General features: G+C 68.0%; 24 protein-coding genes and 3 pseudogenes. 21 read left to right on the forward strand and 6 right to left on the reverse strand.

What is annotated here, in order from left to right; translation table 11 throughout:
* Positions 1–113: 113 nt before the first annotated feature.
* A complete protein-coding gene (locus ACFYPD_RS15885; protein ID WP_387113440.1) occupies positions 114–1,244 on the reverse strand; it encodes an SH3 domain-containing protein in 1,131 nt (376 codons plus the stop codon).
* A 776-nt stretch (positions 1,245–2,020) separates the two neighbouring features.
* On the opposite strand from ACFYPD_RS15885, the gene ACFYPD_RS15890 reads away from it, so the two are divergent.
* From ACFYPD_RS15890 to ACFYPD_RS15925, 8 genes are all read left to right on the forward strand, one after another.
* Positions 2,021–2,587 carry a PadR family transcriptional regulator gene (locus tag ACFYPD_RS15890; RefSeq protein ID WP_387113442.1) on the forward strand — a complete coding sequence of 189 codons (567 nt, stop codon included), beginning with the start codon at positions 2,021–2,023 and terminating at the stop codon, positions 2,585–2,587.
* Positions 2,588–2,610: 23 nt separating this feature from the next.
* Positions 2,611–3,558: a hypothetical protein gene (locus ACFYPD_RS15895; RefSeq protein ID WP_387113444.1), complete on the forward strand. Its 948-nt coding sequence runs from the start codon at positions 2,611–2,613 to the stop codon at positions 3,556–3,558.
* A gap of 31 nt (positions 3,559–3,589) precedes the next feature.
* Positions 3,590–4,849 carry a peptidoglycan-binding protein gene (locus ACFYPD_RS15900; protein ID WP_387113446.1) on the forward strand — a complete coding sequence of 420 codons (1,260 nt, stop codon included), beginning with the start codon at positions 3,590–3,592 and terminating at the stop codon, positions 4,847–4,849.
* Positions 4,846–5,613 carry an ABC transporter ATP-binding protein gene (locus ACFYPD_RS15905; protein WP_387113448.1) on the forward strand — a complete coding sequence of 256 codons (768 nt, stop codon included), beginning with the start codon at positions 4,846–4,848 and terminating at the stop codon, positions 5,611–5,613. The genes ACFYPD_RS15900 and ACFYPD_RS15905 overlap by 4 nt, the downstream gene beginning before the upstream one ends.
* A complete protein-coding gene (locus tag ACFYPD_RS15910) occupies positions 5,583–6,818 on the forward strand; it encodes an ABC transporter permease (protein WP_387113450.1) in 1,236 nt (411 codons plus the stop codon). The genes ACFYPD_RS15905 and ACFYPD_RS15910 overlap by 31 nt, the downstream gene beginning before the upstream one ends.
* A gap of 76 nt (positions 6,819–6,894) precedes the next feature.
* The gene (locus tag ACFYPD_RS15915) at positions 6,895–7,356 is read left to right on the forward strand and encodes a hypothetical protein (protein WP_387113452.1); all 462 of its coding nucleotides are present in this window, start codon (positions 6,895–6,897) and stop codon (positions 7,354–7,356) included.
* Positions 7,353–8,078 (forward strand): ABC transporter ATP-binding protein, encoded by a 726-nt coding sequence (locus tag ACFYPD_RS15920; protein WP_387113454.1) that lies wholly within the window; start codon positions 7,353–7,355, stop codon positions 8,076–8,078. Before ACFYPD_RS15915 ends, ACFYPD_RS15920 begins: the two co-directional genes overlap by 4 nt.
* Positions 8,075–10,381, forward strand: coding sequence for an FtsX-like permease family protein (locus tag ACFYPD_RS15925; RefSeq protein WP_387113456.1), 2,307 nt, complete (start codon positions 8,075–8,077; stop codon positions 10,379–10,381). Before ACFYPD_RS15920 ends, ACFYPD_RS15925 begins: the two co-directional genes overlap by 4 nt.
* Before the next feature lie 90 nt (positions 10,382–10,471).
* On the opposite strand, the gene ACFYPD_RS15930 is transcribed toward ACFYPD_RS15925, so the two are convergent.
* Entirely contained in the window at positions 10,472–10,870 is a 399-nt protein-coding gene (locus ACFYPD_RS15930) for a hypothetical protein (protein WP_387113458.1), read from the reverse strand.
* 677 nt (positions 10,871–11,547) lie between these two features.
* On the opposite strand from ACFYPD_RS15930, the pseudogene ACFYPD_RS15935 reads away from it, so the two are divergent.
* Positions 11,548–12,063, forward strand: a pseudogene (locus tag ACFYPD_RS15935) (TetR/AcrR family transcriptional regulator); the annotation flags it as partial.
* Positions 11,999–13,219, forward strand: a complete 1,221-nt coding sequence (locus ACFYPD_RS15940) for an IS256 family transposase (RefSeq protein WP_387113460.1) — start codon at positions 11,999–12,001, stop codon at positions 13,217–13,219. The pseudogene ACFYPD_RS15935 and the gene ACFYPD_RS15940, both read left to right, overlap by 65 nt.
* 68 nt (positions 13,220–13,287) lie before the next feature.
* Here ACFYPD_RS15940 and ACFYPD_RS15945 read toward each other — a convergent pair.
* Positions 13,288–14,168, reverse strand: a pseudogene (locus tag ACFYPD_RS15945) (IS5 family transposase).
* Between the two features lie 219 nt (positions 14,169–14,387).
* Between ACFYPD_RS15945 and ACFYPD_RS15950 the strand changes: the two are divergent.
* Genes ACFYPD_RS15950 through ACFYPD_RS15960 form a run of 3 tightly spaced genes read left to right on the forward strand, consistent with a single transcriptional unit; the run spans position 14,388 to position 17,187 of the window.
* A complete protein-coding gene (locus ACFYPD_RS15950) occupies positions 14,388–15,161 on the forward strand; it encodes a (Fe-S)-binding protein (protein ID WP_387113462.1) in 774 nt (257 codons plus the stop codon).
* A gap of 17 nt (positions 15,162–15,178) precedes the next feature.
* Positions 15,179–16,588 (forward strand): lactate utilization protein B, encoded by a 1,410-nt coding sequence (locus tag ACFYPD_RS15955; RefSeq protein WP_387114358.1) that lies wholly within the window; start codon positions 15,179–15,181, stop codon positions 16,586–16,588.
* On the forward strand, positions 16,585–17,187 hold the full coding sequence (locus tag ACFYPD_RS15960) for a lactate utilization protein C (RefSeq protein ID WP_387113464.1): 603 nt from the start codon (positions 16,585–16,587) through the stop codon (positions 17,185–17,187). The genes ACFYPD_RS15955 and ACFYPD_RS15960 overlap by 4 nt, the downstream gene beginning before the upstream one ends.
* Before the next feature lie 965 nt (positions 17,188–18,152).
* Here ACFYPD_RS15960 and ACFYPD_RS15965 read toward each other — a convergent pair.
* Entirely contained in the window at positions 18,153–19,184 is a 1,032-nt protein-coding gene (locus tag ACFYPD_RS15965) for a glycoside hydrolase family 3 N-terminal domain-containing protein (RefSeq protein WP_387113466.1), read from the reverse strand.
* A gap of 936 nt (positions 19,185–20,120) precedes the next feature.
* Here ACFYPD_RS15965 and ACFYPD_RS15970 point away from each other — a divergent pair.
* The 3 genes from ACFYPD_RS15970 to ACFYPD_RS15980 are packed head-to-tail and all read left to right on the forward strand — an operon-like array spanning position 20,121 to position 21,241.
* Complete coding sequence (locus ACFYPD_RS15970; RefSeq protein ID WP_387113468.1) at positions 20,121–20,480, forward strand: hypothetical protein; 360 nt, start codon at positions 20,121–20,123, stop codon at positions 20,478–20,480.
* A 10-nt stretch (positions 20,481–20,490) separates the two neighbouring features.
* Positions 20,491–21,012 carry a WXG100 family type VII secretion target gene (locus ACFYPD_RS15975; protein ID WP_387113470.1) on the forward strand — a complete coding sequence of 174 codons (522 nt, stop codon included), beginning with the start codon at positions 20,491–20,493 and terminating at the stop codon, positions 21,010–21,012.
* A gap of 49 nt (positions 21,013–21,061) precedes the next feature.
* Positions 21,062–21,241, forward strand: a complete 180-nt coding sequence (locus tag ACFYPD_RS15980) for a hypothetical protein (RefSeq protein ID WP_387113472.1) — start codon at positions 21,062–21,064, stop codon at positions 21,239–21,241.
* A gap of 411 nt (positions 21,242–21,652) precedes the next feature.
* Here ACFYPD_RS15980 and ACFYPD_RS15985 read toward each other — a convergent pair whose 3' ends face one another.
* Together ACFYPD_RS15985 and ACFYPD_RS15990 are read right to left on the reverse strand one after the other, a co-directional pair.
* Positions 21,653–22,825, reverse strand: a complete 1,173-nt coding sequence (locus ACFYPD_RS15985) for a zinc-dependent alcohol dehydrogenase (RefSeq protein WP_387113474.1) — start codon at positions 22,823–22,825, stop codon at positions 21,653–21,655.
* Positions 22,822–23,097, reverse strand: a complete 276-nt coding sequence (locus ACFYPD_RS15990) for a hypothetical protein (RefSeq protein ID WP_387113476.1) — start codon at positions 23,095–23,097, stop codon at positions 22,822–22,824. Before ACFYPD_RS15990 ends, ACFYPD_RS15985 begins: the two co-directional genes overlap by 4 nt.
* 803 nt (positions 23,098–23,900) lie before the next feature.
* Here ACFYPD_RS15990 and ACFYPD_RS15995 point away from each other — a divergent pair.
* From ACFYPD_RS15995 to ACFYPD_RS16015, 5 genes and pseudogenes are all read left to right on the forward strand, one after another.
* Positions 23,901–24,512 (forward strand): SUKH-4 family immunity protein, encoded by a 612-nt coding sequence (locus ACFYPD_RS15995; RefSeq protein WP_387113478.1) that lies wholly within the window; start codon positions 23,901–23,903, stop codon positions 24,510–24,512.
* A gap of 92 nt (positions 24,513–24,604) precedes the next feature.
* A complete protein-coding gene (locus ACFYPD_RS16000; RefSeq protein ID WP_387113480.1) occupies positions 24,605–24,730 on the forward strand; it encodes a hypothetical protein in 126 nt (41 codons plus the stop codon).
* 24 nt (positions 24,731–24,754) lie between these two features.
* A pseudogene (locus ACFYPD_RS16005) lies at positions 24,755–24,886 on the forward strand (epoxide hydrolase N-terminal domain-containing protein); the annotation flags it as partial.
* 127 nt (positions 24,887–25,013) lie between these two features.
* Entirely contained in the window at positions 25,014–25,136 is a 123-nt protein-coding gene (locus tag ACFYPD_RS16010) for a hypothetical protein (RefSeq protein ID WP_387114416.1), read from the forward strand.
* Positions 25,137–25,331: 195 nt separating this feature from the next.
* Complete coding sequence (locus tag ACFYPD_RS16015; RefSeq protein ID WP_387113482.1) at positions 25,332–25,718, forward strand: MmcQ/YjbR family DNA-binding protein; 387 nt, start codon at positions 25,332–25,334, stop codon at positions 25,716–25,718.
* The last annotated feature ends 20 nt before the right edge of the window (positions 25,719–25,738 follow it).

Consider the following 25,738-nt stretch of genomic DNA (forward strand, 5'->3'; position numbering starts at 1 on the left):
CCCGGCTCCGAGGTGTGTTGGAGCGTGCCGTAGATGTCCGTGGTCATGGGCCGAACCGCCCTGACCGCGACGGGCGGAGAGTCGATGCTCCCTCCGCCCGTCGTGGCGTGGCGTCAGGTGCAGCGCGTTGTCACGCCGCCGGTCTGGTCGCCCGTCAGATAGATGCCGGAGACGTAGCCGTACCCGCCGGCGACCAGCGGGAGTTTGACCCACTTGTCGTTGGTGATGCCCTCCGCGGTGACCGTCTCGCCGACTGTCCAGCAGACGGCGGGATAGGTCTGGTTGGCGTAAACCTGGCTCACGACGGCACAGGTGGTCGTGGCGCAACTGCGGACGTTGGCCTGCGCCCAGGCGGTCACCGTGACCGTGCCGCCGGACGAGCCGGGGTTGAAGGTGACGTCGACCCAGTCGTTGTTGGTCATGGCGAGCCCGTCCCAGAAGGTGCCGTCTGCCAGGTCGATGCCGGCCGGGTTCGCCACGGTCCGACCGAACTCGTCCTTGCCGTTGTTGTAACCGTTCTGATACGCAGCCTGAGCCTCCGGTCGGCCCTGCGGCAGATCGCGGAACGTCTCCCGGACACTCGACGGGTTCCAGTAGTCATCGCGGGTGTTCCAGGGCCCGACGTCCCAGACCGGAGCCGTCTCGCAACGTCCCTTGTAACAGACCTTCACCCGGTATTCATTGCCGCCGTTCGAGGCCAACATGCGACGTGACGGCAGGGCTACGAAGTGATCCCGGCTCTTGATGACGTGGCCGTTCGCCGTGGTCTGACCCACCAGTCCTTCGCGGGTGGCGAACAGCCGGACGGGGCCGTACGCGGTTGCGGCCGCCGTCGCGGACTCAGCCGGTGCGGCGGCGGACTGCAACTCCAAGCCGGACACCACCGGCGCGGTACCGTCGGCCGCGCCGGTCAACATGACGCGTGCTTGCAGTTTCGACACTGGTTCTGGCAGTGACAGGATGCTGTCTGGTTTGGTCGTACGCCACTCCGTCCAGCCACCGTCGACTCCGCGGCCACGTACGTCAACCTCCACGCGGGTGCCCGCAGGCACCGAGGCGTCCGGCTTGGCGACCACGGCGCTCACCCATCGGCCGGCATCCACCTCGGGTGCGGTGTAACTGCCCCGTGCGGTGTCCGGCTGGCCCGGCGCCAGGGTGGCGGCAGTCGGCGGATTGCGGTCACCCTGGGGCTGCGGGTCGGCGAGCGTGAGACCACGGCTCGTGCGTCGGGTGTTGTGCTGCATCGCTGTCAGCCTGCTCAGATCGACCCGCCAGGAGGCGGTCGCGGACGGCGACGATCTGCCGACCCCCGTGGGATCGGCCGCCTCGGCGGCGCCTGCTACCGATGTGGTGGATGCGCTGACCGCAAGCACTCCGACGATCAGAGCTCTGCAGGCGCGCGATGTTCGGATTGTCATGCGTGATCCCCCGTGTCCTGTCGATGCGAGCTGCGCGACCGCGCCGGGAGTCCAGATAGGAAGCCCCTCGCATTGATGATCGTAGTGTCCCTCTCGCGATCGTGGGGGCCCTCGATCACGGCGCTGGGGAAACGTAGTTGTATGACCGTTTCGGGTTGTTCCGAGTATTCGTATTGGCCGGCGGGGATTTCGGCAGTTGTGGCGCAGTGCTGTGGCGATGGCGGTGATACCGCCAGTCGTAGCAGGTCGATCGAGGTGTTGCGCGGGTGCGAGCCGGGGTTTCGGCGGTTCCATCCGCCCCGCGACGAGAGTCAGCCTCAAGCGCTTGCAAGAAGCGACTAGGCTCGATACGATGCGCGCGCCGCAAATACCCCGTGGTCAGCCGTTCCGGCTGCATACGAAGCCGTTGCGCCGGGCGAGTCGCATCAGAGGCCGCTGGCTTATGCATCCGGGAAGTTCCGCAGCCGTGTGGGTGAGTTGGTGCGGCGGAGATGTGGTCGAGGGTCGATCGTCCGGTGCCGCGGCCGTTCGATCCCGGCGACTCCTCGCGAGAATCGGCAAGGGGGTTGCCGCCACTAGCCACTCAGTGGATACTGCTCTACATGGCCGTGCCGGAGACCCTCCTAGCGCTGATGGAACCACGCCCTCTGCACGGCTATGAGCTGCAGCAATGTTATGGCGCCCTGCTCAGTCTCCGCCGACCGTTGCGGTCCGGGCAGATCTACAGCACGCTGCAGCGGTTGCAGCGCGACGGTCTGGTGACCGTCGTCGGCGTGGAGCGTTCCGGCGGTCCGGACCGCACGCTGTTCCAGGTGACCGAGGCCGGCACGAGTGGGATCGAGCGTTGGTTCTTCGAGCCGGAGGGGGCTCAGCAATACCTCCAACACGACCTTTATGCCAAGGTGATTCTTGCTCTGTTGACGCAGCGAGATGCCGCTCGGGTGCTGGACGTGCAACGAGTTTCGCATCGTGCACTCATGCGTCAGATGACCAAGGTCAAGTCATCGCCGGACTCCGGTCGGCTGGAAGTGGTTGCCGCCGATCTGGCGATCCTCCACCTGGATGCCGACCTTCGTTGGATCGATTCGACCGAACGTCGGCTGGCCAATATTCGGCATGATGTCGAGGCCTGCGCAGCGCTGATTCAAGACACCAGCAAATCGAAATGAACGCGTACACGGGGGATCGAAAAATGAATACCGCACTCAAGAGTGTCCTTTTGGTCGGCACGGTGCTTCTGGCCGCAGGCTGCTCCTCCTCGGAAAAGCCGGCGGCGCCGGAGCCGGCCGCGTCGGCAGTCGGCAAGGCGGCGGGCGGACAGGCCCCGAGTGGCTCGATGGAAGAAATCGTCAGCCTGACTGAAACGCTGAAAGATCGTCTTTCGGCCGACGTGCGGAAGTGTCTTGCCGATGAGGGTTTCCCGCAACAGCAGCAGGCGTTCGAGATGACGGCGCAGCGCACCCCGCAGGCACGCAGAGAGCCGCTGCGGATTGACCCGCTGGAGATGGGGCCGTACACGGCCGAGCAGGCGCGTCGTTACGGCATGGTCGGCTCCGTGTTGCTGTTTGTCCGCAGTGAGCCCGGCACAGTCGTGTCCAAGGACCCTTCGTTCGACGCGGCTCTCGAATCGTGCCGCAAGGAGTTCAGTCGGAAGGCAAACGGGGACGTGGGTGCTCTGCTGTCGCAGAGCGCCGAAGTGCAGGACGAGATCCGGCGGGGCTTCCTCGACGCCACCGCCGAGCCGATTCTCAAGCTGGTGACCGAACGGCTCGATTGCGTTCGCAAGGCGGGCTATCCGCAGCTCGACCCGAAGAACGCGGAGAAGGCCGACGACTTTGCCGTGTTGCTACGCGACGCCGGCGTGCAGACCGCATCGATCAGTCAGTCAAGTCACCCCGAACCCAAGATCAAAAAGGGTGAGATCGTCGTCGTCCCGCCATCGGATCCGGGTACCTACACGCCGCCGGCGCCCGAGGTCGGGTTCGCCTTGGCCTACGTCACGTGTGGTGAGCAACAGGACTTCACCAAGAAGCTGGAGCAGCTGCAGGAAGAACCGCGCAAGAAGCTCGTGGACCGCTACGCCGTGAAGCTCACGGGCATCTCCGCAACCTTGCGCGACGCCGCTCGCAACGCATCCTGATCACCACAACTGAGTCTTTCAGAGGTCTCTCGTGTCTCATCCGAGTTCCGACCCGCCGGGGGTCGATCCACAGCCGCGAAGTCGCCGGCGTTTTGGACTGCTGCTCGCGCTGACGGTCCTGATCAGCGCCAGCAGCTCCGGCGCCACCATCCTCGTCCTCGGTGACCGGGTCAACTCGCAAGCAGAAGTCGTCGCCAACGCCGAGTTCCACGCCTCGAGTCCCGTAGTCGTTCCGGTCGAACGGAAGGAGCTGAGTGAAGCGTTCACTTTCCGTGCCACCCTGGACACCTCCACTCAGAAGGACCTCCGCCTCACCCCCGGCATCGAGGGCGTCGTTACGAGCGTCCCACTAAAAGCCAACGACACGGTCCGGGCGGGCAGTGTTGTGCTGGAGGTGCAGGGCCGGCCGGTCATCGCCTTGCCCGGGCGGTTTCGTGCCTACCGCACGATCAAGGATGCCGACACGGGTCCAGACGTGGAGCAGCTCCAGGTTGCACTTCGCTCACTCGGTTATCGGAGCGCTGACCGCAAGGGCACGTACGGAACCAGCACCCAGGATGCGCTAGGTAGGTTGTACCGCTCTGTCGGCTGGGACCCGCCGTACCACGAGGAAACAACGGCCGTCGACGAAACGGAAGCGGGCGATGTCACGAAGGCACCGACCCGGCGGCGGACCATCGAGGCGCGTCCGGCTGAGCTGTTCGTCATTTCTGGTCTGCCGAGGCGGGTCGACACGGTGTCGGTGAAGATCGGCCAGATGGTCAACGGAAGTGAGACGGTCCTGTCCCGTTACACCGCATCCACCCGCCTCAAGGGTGACGTGCCAAGCGGTCGAGCGGACGTTGCCGTCGAGGGAACCGCGGTACGCGTTGACGTCGGCGGCAAGGCGGTGGCCGGTCGGCTCGTAGCCAATACGGCAGCGACAGCCGACTCTCCAGAGGAGGGCGCCTCCAACGGCACCGACGCGAGGTCGGGAAGTTCCGACACTGGCCTGGCCGTCACCGTGCTTCTGGACGATCGCCTTCCGATCGATGCCGGCCGGTCCTACAAGGTGACCGTTGAGGGTAAACACACCGACGGGCCCGTGCTGGCGGTGCCTCTCACCGCAGTCAACGAGCGGCCCGACGGGACCGCCTTCGTCAGCACGCAGGAAGAGCAAGGGAAACTCGTCGACATCGAGGTCACGCCGGGCATCCAGGCAGACGGCTGGGTGGAGATCACACCCCGGGACGCTGCTGCGCTGACTGCCGGTACGGCTGTGATCGTGGGCGGCAAGGACGTGGGCCAGTGACACTGCTGCAGCGCCTGGCGGGCATTGAGCACTCCGTCGAGACAACCGGGTACGGCGACGGGGAGGCCGCGGCCTTCGAGCTCACCGGAGTCAGCCGCACATACGTGACGGACGGTCCTGCCGTTCACGCCCTACTGCCGTGTGATCTGTTCATTCCCATGGGCTCATACTCGGCGATCGTCGGACCGTCCGGCTCCGGGAAGTCGACGCTGCTGAACCTGCTCGGTCTGCTCGACGAACCGTCTTCCGGGCTTCTCAAGGTCTGTGGAACCGAGACGACGACACTGCGCCATACCGACCGGAGCGCACTGCGGGCACAAGAGATCGGCGTTGTCTTCCAGGCGTTTCATCTGCTGACTGGCCGGTCCGTCGCGGAGAACGTGGAGCTGGGTCTGCTCTACACCGGGACGCCTCGACGGATCCGGCGGCGGCTCGTGGCCGAAGTACTCGAACGTGTCGGTCTCCAACATCGCAGTAACGCGAACGCGCAGACGCTTTCTGGTGGCGAGAAGCAGCGGGTCGCAATCGCCCGGGCCGTGATCACCAACGCACGCATCCTGCTCTGCGACGAGCCGACCGGAAGCCTGGACACCGCCAACGGAGTGGCCATCATGGCGTTGCTCAACGAGTTGAACGCGGCCGGTACCACCGTGATCGTGGTGACACACGACCCGGCCGTGGCCGCCGGCGCGGACCGGGCGTTGCGCGTTTCCGACGGAAAGGTCACGAACTCGTGGCCGTTCCCGCACCCGGAATGGGCATGAGCCGGACAGGGGCCGAGCTGCGGCTGGCGGCCCGGCGACGCGTGTTCGTCGGTGACGTACTGCGCGAGGCGGCCGCGTCGATGCGGGCGCAGGGTCTGAAGGCGGTGCTCGTGATCGCGGGCGTGGTGGTCGCGACCGCCACCCTCGTTACGATGTCCGGGTTGTCTTCGACGCTGTCACGACAGGTCACCGACGAGTTCGACAGCTTCCGGGCCACCGAGCTCGTGGCGACTCAGGCGGCCGGTGCCACCTCCATCGACTTCACCGAGCCAGGCGACCTGGAGCGGGTACGCACCATCAGCGGCGTGGTACACGCCGGTGTGATGGATCCTCCCGGAACGTTCCTCGTCGAGCGGCCGCCCTCGTCGGGCATGACCGAGGTGGCGATCCAACCCGTTGACGCGGACGCCCTGCGGGCGATCAGACCGCACCTGACGGTCGGTACGCCCTTCAACAGCCTGCACGTCCGTAGCCGAAGTCCGCTGATCATGCTGTCGGAGTCGGCCGCGCGCCGGCTCGGCGTCGCTCGTCCCGGCACGGGGGTCCGGATCGACGGCCTGATGCTCACCGTCACCGCCATCTACTCGGATGTCGACCGGCGCGACGAGGTGCTGGTGGGTGCGTTGGTCCCCCGGGGGGTGTTCACGACGAGTGACGGATCATCCGCCAACCGAGCGCGTGTGCTCATCGAGACCCAGTCGGGTGCGGCTGATGCGGTGCGGGAACGGGCCGCCATCGCGCTGGCTCCCGAGGACGCCCGCGTCGTGAGCGTGAGCCGGCCGCTCGACGCGAGCGGCTTCCGCCAAGGGATCGAGGGCAACGTGCGATCGCTGGCCCTCGGCGTGGTGCTCATCGCCCTCGTCATGGGCACCATCTCGATCGCGTCCTCCGCCGTATCGTCAGTCCACGCTCGGACGGCGGAGCTGGGTTTGCGCACGGTTGTCGGCGCTCTTCGACGGCACATCTTTTTCCAGATCATGGCTGAGACGCTCGCGCTCGGCCTGGCCGGTGCCGTGATCGGGGCATACACCGGCGTGGCCGTCGTCGTGGGGATCTCGACATGGAACGGATGGAGACCTGTCCTCACCCCCGTCGCAATCGCTTCCGCCTTACTGGCCGGGGCCGCCGCGGGCATCGTCGCCGGGCTCCCGCCGGCATGGCGTGCGGTACGGCTACAACCCGTGGATGCCTTACGACGTCAGTAACGAGCTCTGCCTTCATCTCCGTCTTGAAATCGAGAGCTGATCGTCAGCTATCGCTCATTTGTGAGGAGTTCTGTCCATGCGTCGTTCCATGCGCGTGCTCACTGTCCGCATCGCTCTTGCCACACTCCCTGTGCTGGCGGTCGTCTCATGCTCTGAGGGGCGTGACCCCGGACAGCGGCCGGGGGCCGAAGGCGTCCGCGAAGTCGTTCCGCTGTATGCCAGCGCCCTCGCCGACGGCAACGGGACACGGGCGTGCGCACTGATGAGCAAGGCAGCGCAGGACGCACTCGCAAAGCGCGCCGCCGGCGACAACTGTCCGCAGAGTGTGAAGACGGTTGCCGGCCGCCTGGATCAGGCATCGGCCGCAGCCCTACGCAAGGTGAAGATGAAGGATCCGCAGGTCGACGGCGGCACTGCCACGGTGGAACTACAGCTCGACGGTAGCCAGCAGGGTGTAACCGATGCGCTGGGTTCTACCAAGCTGACCCTCGTGCAAATCGACGATCGCTGGCACATCGACGCGGTGCCGGCAGGATGAGTCGAGCCGTCCAGCCTTCGCCGGGTGACAAGCAGAGCGGAATACCGCTCCTGCGGGCTGAAGGGCTGCGAGTCGCGTATGGGTTGACCTGTGCCTTGGACGGCGTTGACCTGAGCGTGGAGCGCGGCGACAGTATCGCGATCATCGGCTCCAGCGGATCTGGCAAGTCAACGCTGCTGCACTGCCTGTCCGGGCTGGTGATGCCCGGCGAGGGGCGCGTGTGGTTCAGCGGGCGGGACCTGAAGACGATGCCTGACGCCGAGCGCAGCGCACTCCGCCGCCAGCGGTTCGGCTTCGTCTTTCAGTTCGGCCATCTGGTGCCTGAATTGACGGCGTTGGAAAACGTCTCACTCAACCTGCGTCTCAGCGGTGTCGGCCGGCGCCCTGCGGAGGAAACGGCACGATCCTGGCTGCGCGACCTCGGTGTCGAGGAGTTGGCTCGCCGCCGGCCCGGTGAGATGTCGGGTGGTCAGCAGCAGCGGGTCGCCGTGGCCAGGGCACTGGCCCCGGACCCGGACGTCATTTTCGCCGACGAGCCGACCGGCGCGCTGGACACGGCAAACGGTGAGCTGGTGCTTGATCTGCTGATTCAACAGGTCAGAAATCGTCGATGCGCTCTGGTCATGGTGACGCATGACGACAAGATCGCTGCATACGCCGAGCGTGAGGTGGTGTTACGTGACGGCCGAGTGATTCCGTCGGTAACGGGAGCGCCGCGATGAGGCTGGCCGGCGTCGTCGGGCTCGCCGCGCAACTGGCCGTCGGCAGCCCGCAGTCGCGTAAGCGGTTCCTCCTGACGGCGGCCGGCATGGCGGTGGCCGCGGTGTTCCTGCTGGCCGGCTCGGTGGCGTTTCCACTGACCGAGGCCAAGCGCGACCGCGCGGCGAATCGGTCAGCGACGTTGGAGCGCGGTGCGGTGCGATCGGACGGCACGTTGTTGGTGCGCCGGTGGACCGACGTCTACCTGGATCGCACGCTGGTCGTCACCGAGGTGGCAGCCCTCCGATCGGATGCGCCGCCTCCGCCAGGGCTGGAACGCTTGCCGCTTCCCGGGGAGATCGTCGCCTCCCCGGACGTCGAGGCCGTGCTGCGAGCTGATCCGACGTTGCGCGAGCGGTATCCGCAGCGAATCGTGGGGACGGTGGCAGATGCCGGACTGACCGGGCCACACGAGTGGACAGTGTGGATGGGAGCGGCCCCAGGAGCCTTTCCCGCCGACTACGTCCCAGCGTCCGGATGGGGCGCCAAGCCCGAGGACGTGCCGCCGCTTCCGGGAGGATTGCGCATGGCCGTACCGATCGGCCTCGCGGCATTGCTGCTCCCGCTGCTGGCACTAGTCGTCAATGCGGTCCGCTGGGGGTCGCAGGAACGGGACCGTCGGCTTGCCGCGCTCCGGTTGTCTGGTATGTCAGCCAAGCAGGTTCGGCAGCTCACCGCGGTAGAGGTCGGGATGGCCGCAGCCGTCGGCGCGATCGGAGGCGGTCTGGCCTTCCAGGTGCTCGCCGCCGTGAGCGCGGCTCGGCTACCAGGTGGGGGTGCCTTCGTCTCCGACGTCCTGCCGCCGATTCCGGCTGCGGTGGCGATCGTCGTGGGTCTGCCGGTGTTCGCTACGGCGACTGCCGTGATCGCACTTCGGCGGGTGGTCGTCAACCCGATGGGTGTCGTGCGGCGTTCCACCGTTGTCCGACCGGGCCGATGGCGGCTGCTGCCGCTGGTCGTTGGTCTGCTTACGGCGGGCTGGCTGATCGTTACCGATCAGACCGGCAGCGCGGCCGCCGTACCGCTGTTTCTGGCCACTGTCCTGATCATGATTGGTCTTCTGGTCAGCGCGCCGACGCTGTGCCTTGGGGTCGCCGCTCTCATGTTGCGGGCGGACCGCAGTCCGGCCGTCCTCCTCGCAGCCCGGCGTGCTCAGGCATCGGCGGCCACAGCCGCGCGGGTGGTTGGCGTCGTCACCCTTCTGGTATTCGCTTCCGGCTGGTTCCTCGCGCTCCTGCCGCTCGCCGATGGGAGTACCCCCGCTTCGCTGGCTCAGTTGGAGCAACAGCTCAAGCCCCACACACTCCTCGCGAACGTTGAACGGGCACCGGAACCGGGCGAGCTGGACCTGCCCGGCGTGACCGGCGTGGCACATCTGGTCGGCGTGGAGTTGGGTCCTTCGGGTGCGGGCCAGGCGGGTGTCAACGCGGTGGCTGGTGACTGCTCCGCATTCTCATCGATACTGCGTCAGCCGCTGCCGGAGTGCGGACCAGAAAGCACGTACCTGGCTCCGTCCGACGGAGGGGAGAATCCGTTAACCACCGGGAAGCCGCTGGCGGCCTACCAGTATGCCTCCGAGAGTTCCGAAGGCGTCGAATACGTCGAGCTTGGACCCGTGCGTGTCGGTAGGACCATCGACCACGCACTCGACGGACTTGGTGAACTCGGAATCGGTTCGGGGATCGTTCCGGTGTCCCAGGTGCCGCGGCAGGCACTCCGCGTCGCGTCCGTGCGGCAGATTCTGGTCACCGTGTCGAGTAGCGATCCGGTCGTCGTCGAACGGGTACGGACAGCCGTCGAGCGGCTGCAGGAGGGCCGCAATCGAGAGGTCCGCGATATCGAGACGATGGTGCGGGAGTCGCAGTCAGTAAGTCATACCTACCGACAAGTGGCCTGGGCCGGACTTGTGCTGGCATTCGTCGTCTCGACACTGTCCCTCGCGGTGGCCCTGCTCGACCGGCTCCTTGAGGAGCGCCGCGGAATCGCTGCGTTGCGAGCCCAGGGGGTGACCGTTCGCACGCTACGACTGGTGTTACTGGGGCAGACGGCCGCGAACCTGCTGCCGGGTGCGCTGGTCGGCATGGTGTGCACGATTCCGATGGCAGAAGCCTTCTTTGTCGTCAGTGAGCATCCGGAGTTGACCATGCCTTGGGCTCAGCTGGCAGCGACGACGGCTGGCTGCGGAGTGGCGGTCATCGGTGTCGTTGTGCTGATGCTTCCAGCGCTACGCGAGGCCATCGACACGCGGTTGCTGGTCGTCGATTGATATAGGATGGAGGGCTGTCGGCAACTCCAGCGCCGACAGTTGAGGGCCCGGCGTGGGAGCCTTTCTCCTACGCCGGGCCCGGACGAGCTATCAGCAGCGCTCGTGACGGTCGTTCTGGTTCTTGATGTCGCTGTGGAGCACGTACCACGTGGAGTTGTTGGCGTACGAATGGTAGTCGTCCGGCAGGACGCCGTGGTCGTCGACAACCTTCACGTAGCATTGGGTGTCACGGTTACGGATCTGGTCGGCGCCATCACGGACATTGCCCTGGCCGCCATTACCGTTGCGGACATCGGTGAAGGTGTAGCTGGTGTGCCAGCCCGCGTCCCAGAAGTGCTTCTGGTAGTTGGTGTTGTCGCTGTCCCGGGCGTAGCAGATCTCGCCGCTGTTGCAGGCGAGGTTTCCGTCACCGACGTCAGCCGAAGCTGGCGCAGCGAAGGCTCCAACCATAAACAGCGCCCCCGCGCCACCTAAGATGATCTTGCGCATGTCTGAACCTCCCGTTTTCAGGCATGCCGAAAGAACGTCAGAATGACCGCTATTCCGGCGGGCCGCCGCGCGACCCGAATAGAAGAATGCCGAAGTTTTGGCGCGCGGTCAAGATCTCAAGGACGTCGATGCGTGTTGTTGATCTGACAGTGTCAAATTCGGTAGATGTCTGATTTTGTAGAATTGCCGGGTGGCGCGACGATGCACAGCTGAGGTAGGCATGCATCGATGCCTCCGGCCTCTTCGGTGGTTGATTCCCGTCCGGCCGGTCAGTTCGCCGATCCGAGTGAAGAGATCGGTTTCGGACAGGATGTCGATGCCTTGGCGAGATGTCGCTCGGCCAAGCTGAATCCCGCTTGACATTGGCGAGCCTTGTTACCCGGATGCGTTCAGGCCGGCGGTGCGGATCCGGCCGTGGCGGTGCAACAGTGGGAGAGCCGGCTGCTCGTACCCGAACGCAGGGCACGCGGTATGGGCGACCCCGCCGCCCGGGCCGGTGATCGCGAACAGCCGGCCGATCTGATCGGTGTGGTAGTTGCCCTAGCCGATTGCTTGCACCTGAACAGGCCCGACCTCCGGCAACAGTTCGATCTTGAGTTCCCGCTCCTGCTGAAGCGCCCGCAACATCCGGTTGCCGCTGCCGAGGTTCCTCGTCCGGGCAGCGGCCATAGTCCGGAGTCAGCGCCGGCCTGCTCTACCGCTATTTCGCGAGCAAGGACGACATCATCGCGGCCATCGTCTCCGACTGGCACGAGCAACGGTCGGCTGCTCTCGCCGACAACCCGGTCCAGGCGTACCTGACGCTGTTGCGCTCCATCGGCGACCCCGACGCCCGCGAACGCCTGCAGATCGGCGTGCAGACATGGGCCGAGGTTGTACGGTCGCCGCGAATCCGGGACCTCGTGCGCACTGGGGTCGACGAACCCCGCAGAGCCGCCGCCGCGTTCTCACCCTCCGGCTCCCACAGAACCGTGCGTAGCGATCTCTCGTTACACGGCTCCGGGGGAGGTTGCGTCCCGCCGGGTGGTGTAGAAGCTGACCTGCTTCGGCGTGCCTCGGGCATAGAGGTGGGTCATCGCGTGAGTCTCTGTGTGAACGACCAAGAACACGCAGAGGACGGAGTACGCGATGACCCTGGACCAGTCTGCCTTGTTGGAGGTGCTGGATGCACTCAAGGCGGCGGAGGTGAATGATCGTGTCCGGCAGGCGGCGGAGACGATCTATCAGGCGTTGATCGAGGCGGAGTTGACCGCGGTGATCGGCGCCGCCCCGCACCAGCGCAGCGAAGCCCGGGTGGCGCAGCGCAACGGCCACCGCCCCCGCACCCTGACCACCACCGCCGGTGATCTGGATTTGCGGATCCCGAAGCTGCGCACCGGTTCGTTTTTCCCGAGCCTGCTGGAGCGGCGCCGCCGGGTGGACCAAGCCCTGTTCGCGGTGGTGATGGAGGCCTACCTGCATGGCGTGTCCACCCGCAAGGTCGACGACCTGGTCAAGGCCCTCGGTGCGGACTCGGGGATCTCCAAGTCCGAGGTCTCGCGCATCTGCGCCGACCTCGACGAGGAAGTGGGCGCTTTCCGCGACCGGTCCTTGGCCTCGGCGGCGTTCCCGTATGTGTTCCTCGACGCGACCTACTGCAAGGCCCGGGTCAACCGGCGAGTCGTGTCCCAGGCCATCGTGGTCGCCACCGGAGTCCGCGCCGACGGCTGGCGGGAAGTACTCGGCTTCGCCGTCGGCGACAGCGAGGACGGCGCCTTCTGGACCGCGTTCCTGCGCTCGTTGAAAGCGCGTGGTCTGGGCGGGGTGCAGCTGGTCATCTCCGACGCCCACACCGGTTTGAAGCAGGCCATCAGCGCTGTGCTGCTCGGCGCCGCATGGCAACGCTGCCGGGTGCATTTCCTGCGTAACGTCCTGGCCCAAGTCCCGAAGGGCAACGCCGAGATGGTCGCCGCGGCGATCCGCACCATCTTCGCCCAACCCGACGCCGCCCACGTCCGCGAACAACTCGACGTCATCGCCGGCATGCTCGGCCGTCAACTACCCAAGGTCGAAACGATGCTCCGCGACGCCGCACACGACCTACTCGCCTTCACCGAATTCCCGCCCAGCCACTGGAAGAAGATCTGGTCGACCAACCCCCTCGAACGGCTAAACAAAGAGATCAAACGCCGCACCGACGTCGTCGGCGTGTTCCCCAACCCCGAAGCCCTGCTCCGCCTCGCCGGCGCCGTCCTCGTCGAAGCCCACGACGAATGGCAGACCGGCGACCGCCGCTACCTCGCAGAAGGCAGCATGGCCCAGATCAGCACCCCCGCGAAGACCCCCACCAGCGAACTCATCGCTGCCTGACCAGACCCGTTGTCAACCCGACAACGAACCGGAAAACTGAACAACGCACAGAGCCTCACCCAGGCGATCTACACCACGCCGCGGGACGTGACCTCCGGGGGATGAGGAACGAGGCTGGCGCGGTAGAGGGATGCCCGTTTGGCGTAGCGGGTGGCCAGGTCACGCCACTGTTTGAGGCGGTTGAAGCAGCGTTCCACGACGTTGCGCTTGCGATAGATCGCCTTGTCGAAGGCCGGTGGTCGTCCGCCGGCGCTGCCCTTGGCTGCCCGGCGGGCGACCTGGTCCGTGTGTTGAGGGATGACGTGCCGGATGCCGCGTTGGCGTAGCGCTCGTCGTGTGGAGTCATGGGCGTAGCCCTTGTCTGTGATCAGCACGTCCGGGCACTTGCGGGGCCGACCGGGTCCGGGTTCGTTGATCCGGATGGCGTCGAGAAGGGCCAGTAGCTGGGGATTGTCGCCGGCCTGGCCCGGGGTGAGCAGGATCGACAGCGGGCGTCCGCGTCCGTCGACAGCGAGGTGGATCTTTGTGCTCAACCCGCCGCGGGATCGGCCGATGGCCTCGCCATCTGTGCGCACCGGGCGTCGCCGGACTTGTCGGGGAGCCCCTCTTTGGGGGCGCCAGCGACATGCTGGTGTGCTCGCACGTTCGACGAGTCGATGCTGATCGTCCGCTGCACCTGTGTGCCGTCGTCATGAACCTGCGCCGCGGCGAGGAACCGATCCCAGGTGCCGTCAGCGGTCCATCGGCACAGGCGTTCGTGGCAGGTCTTCCACGGCCCGAAGCGTTCCGGCAGGTCACGCCACGGCGCACCCGTGCGCAGCTTCCACACGATCCCGTTGATGACCTGACGGTGATCCCGCCACCGCCCCCGCGACCTGCCATGCTCGGGCAGCAGCGGCGCGATCACCGCCCACGCCTCATCGGTCAGTTCACCACGACCACCACCGATACACCGTCAACGATCAACCACTACAAGATCGGCAGGACACGCCCTGTCCGCTCGGCTGCCGATCGATGCCGATTCGCTGGTCATGGTGCCGTCCAGCCGCCGCCCACGATCCAAGCCAGTACATGAAACGATTCAGGACGGGCTCGGATGAGCTCCGGCACACCGGGCGTCGGACGGGGCGGCCTGGCCGGCTGCCAAGGACCAGATAGGCGGCTGAGCATGCGTATCGCCCTGTTCGTCACCTGCCTCGCGGACACGCTCTTCCCCGAGGCGGCGAAGGCGACGGTACGGCTGTTGGAGCGCCTCGGCCACGAGGTGATCTTCCCGCCTGATCAGACGTGCTGCGGGCAGATGCACGTCAACACCGGCTATCCCGACGAGGCGTTGCGTCTCGTGCGCCGGCACGTGCGGGTGTTCGCTTCGTATGACGTGGTGGTGGCGCCCTCGGGTTCGTGTGTGGGGTCGGTGCGCCACCAGCATGCGATGGTGGCCCGCCGGGCGGGGGACGAGCGGCTGGCCAGCCGGGCGGAGGAGGTAGCCCGGCGCACCTACGAACTGTCCGAACTGCTCGTCGACGTGCTGGGGGTGACGGACGTGGGGGCGTACTTCCCGCACCGGGTGACGTACCACCCGACCTGCCATTCACTGCGGATGATCCGGGTCGGGGACCGGCCGTTGCGGCTGCTGCGCGAGGTGCGCGGTCTGGACCTTGTGGAGCTTCCGCAGGCCGAGCAGTGCTGCGCGTTCGGCGGCACCTTCGCGGTGAAGAACGCTGACACCTCCACGGCCATGCTGGCCGACAAAATGCGCAACGTCCTGGCCACCCGCGCCGATGTCTGCACCGCCGGGGACGCGTCGTGCCTGATGCATATCGGCGGCGGGCTGTCCCGGCTGAGAGCGGGGGTGCGGACGGTGCATCTGGCGGAGATCCTCGCCAGCACGGAACGGTCGGGGACAGCCGGTGAGCGGGACCGGTGGGAGGTGCGGTCGTGAGCAGGACGTTCCTGGGCATGCCGACGCCTGCGCCGCGCGGGGTGGGGCATTTGCGTGGCGACGAGCCGTTCCCGGCCGCGGCCCGGCGGGCGTTGGGTGACGCCCAGCTCCGCCGGAACCTGCGGCATGCCACCACGACGATCCGCGGCAAGTCGGGGGCGGTGATCGATGAGGTACCGGACTGGCCGGAGTTGCGGGCCGCCGGCCGGGCGATCAAGACCGACACCATGGCCCGCCTGCCCGAGCTGCTGGAACAGCTGGAGACGGCGGTCACCGCGGCCGGCGGCACGGTGCACTGGGCGCCTGACGCGGTCGAGGCCAACCGGATCGTCACCGACCTCGTCCGGGCCACCGGCGCCGACCGGGTGATGAAGGTCAAGTCGATGGCCACGCAGGAGATCGGCCTGAACGAGGCCCTGGAGGCGGCCGGGATCGAGCCGGTGGAGACCGACCTCGCCGAGCTGATCGTGCAGCTCGGACGGGACAAACCGAGTCATATCCTGGTGCCGGCGATCCACCGCAACCGCGCGGAGATCCGGGAGATCTTCCTGCGCGAGATGCCCGACGTCGACCCGGGGCTGACCGACGAGCCGCCGGCGCTGGCGGCGGCGGCGCGCCGGCATCTGCGGCAGACCTTCCTCAGCACGAAGGTGGCGATCTCCGGGGCGAACTTCGCCGTGGCCGAGACGGGCACCCTGGCCGTGGTGGAGTCGGAGGGCAACGGGCGGATGTGCCTCACCCTGCCCGACACTCTGATCACCGTGATGGGCATCGAGAAGGTCGTCCCCACCTGGCGGGACCTGGAGGTCTTCCTCCAGCTGCTGCCGCGGGCGTCGACGGGGGAGCGGATGAACCCCTACACCTCGATGTGGACCGGCGTCACGCCGGGCGACGGCCCGCAGACGTTCCACCTGGTGCTGCTGGACAACGGCCGCAGCGCGGTGCTCGCCGACGAGGTGGGCCGGCAGGCGCTGCACTGTATCCGCTGCTCGGCCTGCCTGAACGTCTGCCCGGTGTACGAACGCACCGGCGGGCACGCGTACGGGTCGGTCTATCCGGGGCCGATCGGGGCGGTGCTCTCCCCGCAACTGACCGGTGTGGGCGACAACGCCTCGCTGCCGTACGCCTCGTCGCTCTGCGGTGCCTGCTACGACGCCTGCCCGGTGATGATCGACATTCCGTCGATCCTGGTCCACCTGCGCGCCGAGGCCCCCCACCCGCGCGCCGAGGCGGTGGCGATGGCCGCGGCCGCGTACACCATGGACCACCCGGCGCTGTACGCGGCCGCGCAGCGCGCCGCGAAGCTGAGCCGGCTCGCCGGCCCGCGCGGACGCGGCCTGCCGCCACCGCTGTCCGGCTGGACGGCCAGCCGTGACCTGCCGCAGCCGCCGCCGCAGACCTTCCGCCAGTGGTGGGCCGAGCGGTGACCACACGGGACCTCATCCTCGATCGGCTCCGTGCCGCCCTCGGCGGGCCCCGGCCGCTGCCGGCGCAGGTGCCCCGGGACTACCGGCCCGCTGGCACCGTCGCCGCCGATCTCGACCTGCTCGTGGACCGCCTCACCGACTACCGGGCCACCGTGCACCGGTGCGCCGACGCCGACGTCGCCCGGGTCGTCGACGAGGTACTCGGCGGCCGGCAGATCGTCGTGCCACCCGGACTGCCCCGGCACTGGCTGCCCGACAGCGTCACCCCGGTGCCGGACGACAACCTCCCACCGGGGCGCATCGCCGCCGCCGACGGGGTGGTCACCGCCGCGGCGGTGGCCGTGGCCGAGACCGGCACCATCGTGCTCGACGGGGCCCCCGACCAGGGCCGCCGGATCATCACGCTGCTGCCCGATGTGCACGTGTGCGTGGTGCGGACCGAGCAGGTCGTCGCCACCGTGCCGGACGCCCTCCCCCGGATCACTCCGCACCGGCCCCTGACGTGGATCAGCGGACCGTCCGCCACCAGCGACATCGAACTCAACCGGGTCGAGGGCGTCCACGGACCCCGCAACCTCCACGTGATCATCACGACGTGAACCCTGGGCCACCGGCGCTCGGGGAGGAGGCCAGCCAGCAACTCGCCGACTGGTTGGCCGATACACGGCCACGCGGATGACTGTCTGGCTCGTCCCAGCCCGAACCATCGCGACCGGCGCCATCGGTCGGCGCGGTCGGTTGGGGACGGTGCGAGCACCAGCAAGTCGGCATACCCTTACGGTTCGAGCCGAGGCTCGTGTCGGTGATGCCTGAGCTGGAGGCGGCAATCGGGGTGGTTCATGCGGTGGTTGCTGCAGTGCAACCCGATCAAGTGGCGTTTCCATGACTCCCTAGCGGACGGCCAGCAGGTCAAAGCATGGACAGTGAACCGGCATCTCGGTGAGATCAGTGCTGATGACGATGTGGCTCTCTGGTTGACCAGAACCGCCGGTGGACTGGCAGCGGTGGGTCACACCGCCGGTCCGCCGGCGCGGGTGGCGACTGGCCGAGTCGATGACGCCTACTACGCGGAGCCGCCCGATCCCCACGCCGTCCGGTGGGCGATACCGATCCGGCTCACGCGAGTTTCCTGGACCAGCCAGTACCCCGCGCGGCACTCGCTGAGGACCGGACTTTGCCGACAGCGCGATCCTCAGACGGCCTTGGTCAAGCAATCCGTTCCCACTGACCGGCCGTCAATGGCCGGCCGTCGTACGACACTCGTTCGGCAGAGGCACCTCAGTCAACGGCCAGCTGCCCGCCGAGGCGCTGACGGGCGCCGCAGACCTCCTACGCCGCCTGATCACCACCTCGCGTTTCCCTGCTGTGCCCGACGAGTGAACCGCTCTGGGTCTTTGTTGAGCCTCTACCGAACCCAGGGCAGTTCAATCCTCAACCTCGGCGTCCTCGTCGGTCTGCCGGTTCCTTGGGTCGGCCCCGCGACGCCTGACTTGGGGGTGCTCGGGTCGTTCACGGGCCGGTTCGGGCGGGCGGAGCCGCGTCGGATGGCCGCCTCACTAGACGGTCAGTGGAGACGGGCCCGTAGGTCGGCGATCCGATCCGCCGCGGCGATGAAGCCGGCGGTGTCGAGCTTGCCCCCGGTCTGCGCGTTGACCAGGGCGGCGGTGGCGGCTTCGCCCTGGCTGACGTCACGGGCGGAGCACAGGATGAGGTCCATGCCGGCGGTCGCGGCGGCGACCGCGCGCTGATCGGTGCTGCCGTAGTGAGCCAGCGCACCGGCTTCCAGGGCGTCGGTGACGGTCACTCCGGTGAACCCGATGCGGCCGCGCAGTTCCTGCCTGACCACGGTCGGCGACAGGCCGGCCGGGCGGTTCGGGTCCAACGCCGGGTAGATGGCCCAGGACAGCATGACGAGGTCGACGCCGCTGGCGACGGCGGCTGAGTACGGGAACTCGTCGGTGCCGCGCACCGTGGCCAGCGACTGGGACAGGGTGATCGACCGGGTGTCGGTGTTCTGTGCCGCTGCCGCCCGTCCGAGTCCGGGGAAGTGCTTGGCGGTGGCGGCCACGCCGGTGCGCTGCTGGGCGGTGATGAACGCCCGCCCCAGGTGCGCGACGGTGCCAGGGTCAGCGCTGTAGGAGCGCTGATACTGGTCGATGAGGTTGCCCGCAGTGGAGTAGACGTCGAGAACCGGGGCGAGGTTGACGTTCATGCCCACTGCGGCGAGGGTGCGGCCGGCTCCGGTGCCTGCCGCGGTCGCCGCGGCCACCGGGTCGGCGGACTGGCCGATCCGCTTCGCCGACAGCGCGGGCGCCCCCGGCAGCCGCCGGATCAGGCCACCCTCCTGGTCGATCATCAGCAGCAGCGGCACGTGGACCGGGCTTTGCGCTTGGGCTCGTCGTAACTGGGCGATCACCGAGCTGATCTGGGCGGTGCTGGCGATGTTCTCCCCGAAGAAGATCACCCCGGCGGCCTCACCGGCGCGGATGATCCTCAACAGGCTCGCCGGTGGTGTCAACCCGGGATAGGAGTAGACGATCCGCTGCCCGGCCAGTTGCCGCCTGGTCAGGCCGGCCGACCTGGTCGGCGCCGGCACGGACGGTACCGGCGCGGGGGACGCGCCCGGGGCCCTCGTGGGCGGCGGCGCGGTCGACAGGGACGGCGATGCCACCCGTCCGCCACCCGACCCACCGGACGCGGACCAGATTGAGCGCGCCGCATCAGGGGCGGACGGCCCCGGCGTGGGGGCGTGCGAGGACTGGCAGGCGACCACGGCAAGGCCGAGCGCCCCGGCCGCCAGTACGACGCGAACCTTCGCCGCTGGGTACATGATCACCTCCGCGTAGCCCGCACCGATCCCCGGTGCGCCTGACGGGGCCCGACGATCGGTCGACGGTGACCGGTCTGCGTGTTCCGATCTCATCCGCCGGCGACGATGAACGGTGCGTCCGCTCCGGCGGCGATCGCCAGCGCTGCGCCCGCCGGTATGGGCGCCTCCTGTCACCGGACCCCGGGCGGCTCTATCAGCAGTATGTGCGAGACATTCGTCGGTGACTAGTCGCCCACATCCTCGCCCTACGCGGCCATTAGCTAAACCTTCCCCCGGCTCCGCACCTCTTTGCCGATGATGGCGCTCTGGCCTGCGGTGATGTGGGCGAGCGGGCCTGCATGACCTCCCAGAGAAGACCGAAGTGGTCAGGTTAGCTGCTCCCCGCCTGGCTGGTGCCGGCTGTCGTCCGGGGGCCTGCTCACACCCATTCACGAGGGCCATGCTGCATCGACGTACGGCTCTCGGGCCGGCCGTGGTGGCGTCGCTATCGATCCCGGCGGCTGAGACTCGAATCCCACCGGCGACCCTCTGACCAGGGCTTCCTATCCGGGAACCTCTGCGGCGGCCTGCACTGTCAAGCAGGATTGCTTTGCTGTCGGCCGCGCGCTCCTGTGGATCGCCTTGGTGGCTCGCGTTTCAGGGGGGTCCGTCGGCGTTACGCAGGGCAGCGGCGGCGTGACGGTCGTTGGTATTTTCTGCGGCATGAGTGGGGGCCGGGGCTCTGGAAGCCGCAATAAGCGGTGGCAGGTCGGCGACGGGGAACGGGCTGCGGCGGTGCAGGACTACCGGCAGTCGGTCGGCCGGTTGCAGCACACCGCCTACCGGAATCTGCGGCAGACGATCGCCTACGCCACCATCTTCGTCGCGGTCGTCGCCACCTGGATGCTGGTCATCGGGCAGGCCACACCGGCGAGCTTGCCGTGGTATGCCGTGTCGATCCTCGGCGGCGCGTTCGGCCTGGCCACCTACTTCGTCCGGGAATCGCGTCCGCGGCTCTACGTGCTCGCCGCCGCCGTCGTCCTGGCCGTGGTGGGCGTGTCCGGCATGTTCCTCACCGACTAGGGCGGCGCAGATGACGCTGTCGGTCGAGCCGGAGGCGCTGGTCGGCTTCGCCCGTCAGGTCGATCGCGCCGCCGCCGACGTGTGGGAGATCCGCGCCTACCTCAACCGTCACGCCGACGTGGCGACCGGGGGCGAGCAGATCGAGATCGCCAAAGAGGCGCACGAGCACGCGGTGCAGGTCATCAGCGGCACCCTGAACCGGCTTGCGTGCCTCCTGGAGAACTCCGCCCCCGAACTGCGGGCCGCCGCCGGCTACTACCGCAGCACCGACCTGGCCAATGCCGAGCGCCTCGACTGCGCCCTGCCGCCGGCGGTCGACCGTTGCATCACCGTCTTGGAACTGGAAGTGGCGAACAACCCCTGCGCTCCGGCGAACTTCGTCGACGTCCGAGACGTCCGCGGTCACCTCGACATCCCGGGCGACCCGGACAAGCCCGCGAACCCGCTGGGCGGCTTAACTGGGTGCACGACCGCCACGACGAGTTCGATACCGCTACATCTACTTCGCGTACTTGGCCGCTCGTGCTCCTGATCCGCGTGACGACGAGATCACCCTGACCGTTGAGCCCGACGGTGGTGTCGTGTTGCAAGCGGGCAACGACGACCGTGGACTGCGGCTGGCGAACGACGACGAGCGGACCCAGTTCGTCGATCACCTGCAGCGGCGGTACTGCCGGAACCGGTACCCGAGCATGCGGGAGTGGGAGGAAGCCCAGCATGCGGGCTTCCTCGAAGAAGCCCAGTGGCGGTTCGGACGGTAATCCGCACTCCCCGGCGCCGACGCCCGCACCGGCGAGGGTAGGCGGTTGGCATGTCGCCGCAGTTCCCTTGCCGTTACGGCGCACGCCTTAAGCATGACCCAGGCGAAATGGTCAGCGACCCGGCCGCGCAGGCCGAGCGGTGGGTTGTCGAAGCGGGAGTGCTGCCGGACATTTTCGGCGGTCAAACCGGCCATGCCCAGAGCGGACGCCATTGCCGGCAGGACCCGCCCTAACCGCCGTCGCTCGGCATGCTGTCCCCGCGGTCGTCGTGCTCGGCCGGGTGGAGAAGCTCGGCGCGGACGACGGGCCGTCGGCTCGGGCCGGCGGGCACGCCCGCGCGGCCAACAGATGTGCCAGATACGCGGTGTTCGCCGTCAGGGTCGTGGCGCTGCCGAACTCGTCCACCGATCATCAGGCGGGCTCGAAGACGGCGCGTACGCAGCCGTCGAGCTTGTTTTTGAACATGTTGTATCCCTGTGGCGCCTCGTCGAGTGGCATGGTGTGTGTCGCGAGGTGTTCGGTGACCAGCTCGCCGCGTGCCATCCGTTCGAGCAACATCGGAATGTAGCGGTGTCCGTGCTGTTGGGCGCCACGCAGGGTGAGGCCCTTGTTCATTACCGCCCCGAGCGGGAACTTGTCGACAAGGTTGGCGTAGACGCCGAGCAGGAACACGCTTCCGCCCTTGCGGCAGTGGTAGATGGCCTCGCGGGCGGCGATCGGACGGTCCGATTCCAGGCGTAGCTGCTGTTTGACCTGGTCGTACAGGTATTGCGGGCCGGTGCTGTGGGATTCCATCCCCACCGCCTCGATGCACACGTCAGGCCCGCGCCCGCCGCTGCGTTCCAGCAGTTCACCGCCGACGTCCTGGGTCTGGTAGTTGAGCGCTTCCACGCCCAGGTACTTCTCCGCCATCTGCAGCCGATTGGCGAAACGGTCGATGATGATCACCCGCTCCGCGCCGAGCAGGACGGCCGCGCGTGCGGCCATCTGGCCCACCCCGCCTGCGCCCCACACCGCGACCACGTCACCGGCCTTGACCCCACCGAGGTCCGCGCCCATCCAGCCGGTCGGGGCGGCATCGGAGGCGAAGAGAGCACGCTCGTCGCTCACCCCGTCTGGGACGGTGAAGGCCCCCTGGTCGGCGTAGGGAACGCGGATGTACTCGGCGTGGCTGCCCGCGAAGCCGCCGAGCGCGTGGGAGTAGCCGTAGCAGCCGCCGGGTGCGAAGCCCCAGACGTTCTCGGTGATCGCGGGGTTGGTGTTGCCGTTGTCGCACAAGGAGTACTGCTGCTGCTGGCAGTACCAGCAGCGGCCGCAGGAGACGAACGAGCAGACCACCACCCGGTCGCCCACCTTGTGCTTACGCACCTGCGGACCGACATCGACCACCTCGCCCAGGAACTCGTGCCCGAGGACGTCGCCCCGCTCCATGAACGGGATGTACCCACCCAGCAGGTGCAGGTCGGAGCCGCACGTCGTCGTCTTGCGCACCCGGATGATGGCGTCCTGCTCGTTGCGCATCGTCGGGTCCGGGACCTCGTCCACCGACAGTTCGTTGACGCCTTGCCACAACAGTGCCTTCACAGTCGCCCCTCCCGGCGCCCCTGCCGCGTCGCCATCTGCAGTGGTTTGTTGACCACCGTCGTCTGGGTGGTGGGTGGAGAGTCGGGGTGCAGCACCTCGCCGGTCTCCAGTAACTGCTTCGCCTCCCGCAGTGCGGCGCGGATCGCCTGGTTGGGATCGCGACCCGCGAGTCGTCTGGCTCCCGCGGTCACCGGCGACTGAGCGCCGTCACGCAGCCGCACCGCCAGCTCGATGCCGCGGTCACCCGCGGCGCGGCGGATCTGCACGTCCACGGCGTCACCGAGACCGGCCAGTGGCTCCGGAAGTGGCGAGTCTGGGGTCAGTTCGTCGCGGGCTGGGTTTACGGTCACCACGTGCCACCGCGGCTCGCGCCGCATCAACGGGGCCTGCTGCCAGGGCCCATGACGGCCCGACGGAAGCGGGAACCTGCGGAGGGCGAACCCTCCGATCGCGATGACCGCCGCCTTGACCAACGCCCTCATGTACGCCCCCGAGTCCACCCCACCCGTCGCCGCATCTGCCTGACCGACGGCTCCATCACCGACAAACCCTGTCATATCGGTGCACTCTCACGCTGGCGAATCCCGCACCCGGCAAGGGGCACCGGGACGGGCGCGACACCGCGCGGGCGAAGGACGTCACCGCTCGACGAGCAGCCGAGCCACGAACAACGCCATCCACCGACTGCGGGGCTCCTCGTAGCCGCCGTCGTGCATGGCCCCAGGCGACCCTCGGCGCGGGCGCCCTCGGCAGGGCAGCTGATCGACCACCTCGCCCGGCCAGTGTGCTCGCCTGGTCGCGCAGCGGGAGCGGTCCGGCGCCGGTAAGTGTGTGTTGAACCAGCGCAAGAGCCGACAGGTACCTCACCCAGCTCGCCGAAGCGGCGGTCCGGAGGTTCCAGACGACCGGACGCTGAACGGCCGTGCCGAAAAAAGTGACCGGTGGGCAGCGAGACGCCCGGGCAGAGAGCACCAGCTCGACGGTGCGAGACGGCATGGGTGACCCTGGTGGTGACCCCTTCCGCCCACTGATACGTCCGCGGCGCCCGTGCCGCCGCGAGTTTGGAGTTCCGGCAGTGCTTTTCGACATCACCCGCAGCGAACTCGTCGCCATCTTCGGCGAAGACCGGCTCTCGTCCCTGCCCGCCACCGCCTTCCCGGCCGCCGCCGCGGGCACCGGCGGCGCCCGCCTCCTGCAGACCGTCGGCGTCCCCACCGGGACCCTCTGGCTGCGCGGGTCCGGCGAGGATGCCGGCCGGCTACCCCTCGTCCAGGACGTCGTCGACGTCGAGGACTTCATGGACGCCCCGGCGGACGCGGCCGCCTGGCCCGTCATCGGCTGGCTGCTCAACGCCCACCTCGCCCTCGATCCGGGTACCGGCAGGGTGTACGCCGTCGACGCCGACGAGGAGACCGTGCAGGAACTCCACACGGACGTCTCCTCCCTCGTCCAGGTCACCGCGCGGTTCCAGCGCCTGCTCGACGAGTTCAGCTTCAGCGGCGGCGACGAGGAGGCCGGCTTCGAGCGACTGGAGCGCGAGGTCGAGCGGATCCGTCAGGAGACGAGCAGCCGTGACCCGCTCCCGTTCCGCGACGACGAGACCGTCTGGGCAGTGGTCGGCGACGAGATCGCCATGGGGCAACGCTTCACGGGCAACAGCCCGGGAGCCCGCTCCCTCTACGGGTGACGGCTCCGGAAACGGATCGGACGCCGGTCAACGGCCGGTACGGCCTGCCCGGGAGGAGTCGGCTTGACGGGTAGGCCCCAGACTGCGCCGATATGACGACAGCCGCCGAGGAGAGCATCCGGCCGTTCCGCGTCGCGATCCCGGACGGCGATCTGGGCGACCTGTGGCGCCGTCTCGACCACACGCGCTGGTCGGACGAGCTGCCGGACGTCGGCTGAGCGTACGGCGTTCCCCTGGACTGCTTGCGCCACCTCGCACACCACTGGCGGCACACGTACGACTGGCGGGCGTCGGAGGCCCGCCTGAACGAATGGCCGCAGTTCAAGACCACGATCAACGGGGCGAACATCCACTTGGCGCACATCCGCTCCCCGGAACCGGACGCCACGCCTCTGATCATCACGCACGGCTGGCCCGGGTCCATCGTCGAGTTCGAGCGGATCGCCGGCCCGCTCACCGACCCCCGGGCACACGCGCCGATCCGGCCGACGCCTTCCACCTGTGGTTCTGCCCAGCATCCCCGGCTTCGGCTTCTTCGGCCCCACCCGGGAGCGGGGCTGGGAGTACAAGCGTGTCGCGGCAGCTTTCGCCGAGCTGATGCGCCGCCTGGGCTACGAGCGCTAGGGGGTGCAGGGCGGCGAGTGGGGAGCTGTCATCTCTCGGGAACTCGGTCGCATCCGTCCCGATCATGTCATCGGCGCCCACCTGAACCTGATCCCCGGTGCGGGAGCCAGCCTTGCTGTCGGGTCCTGTGCGGCCGGTGGCAGCGCGGCGGTTAGGCTTTTCGGATGCAGGAGGCGGTGTCCTGGAGCGACTTCGATGGCTGACGCGGACGATATCCGTCACCTCGCGCTGGCGCTGCCTCACGTGGTCGAGATCGACAGTGACGGCTTCGACTTCCGGGTCGCCGACAAAGGGTTCGTCTGGTCCTACCCGGAGCGCAGACCCGGTACGGCACGCCGGATCCGGAGCGACATCGCGGTGCTGTACGTGGGCGACGAAGCGGAGAAGCAGGCGTTACTCCTCGGCGAGCCCGAGGTCTTCTTCACCACGCCCGCGTATGACGGCTTGCCCCTGGTCATGCTGCGCCTGACGCAGGTAAGCGTCGATCGGCTGAAGGAGCTCGTCATCGACGCGTGGCGCATGCGTGCCCCAGACTCGCTCGTCGGTGACCTCGATGACGGCGGTGGTGATCTGTCACCTTGAGCGCCGGTCGGGCCGTGTTG

Source organism: Micromonospora sp. NPDC005299, from assembly GCF_042872345.1.
In the GTDB taxonomy this organism is placed as follows: Bacteria; Actinomycetota; Actinomycetes; order Mycobacteriales; family Micromonosporaceae; genus Micromonospora.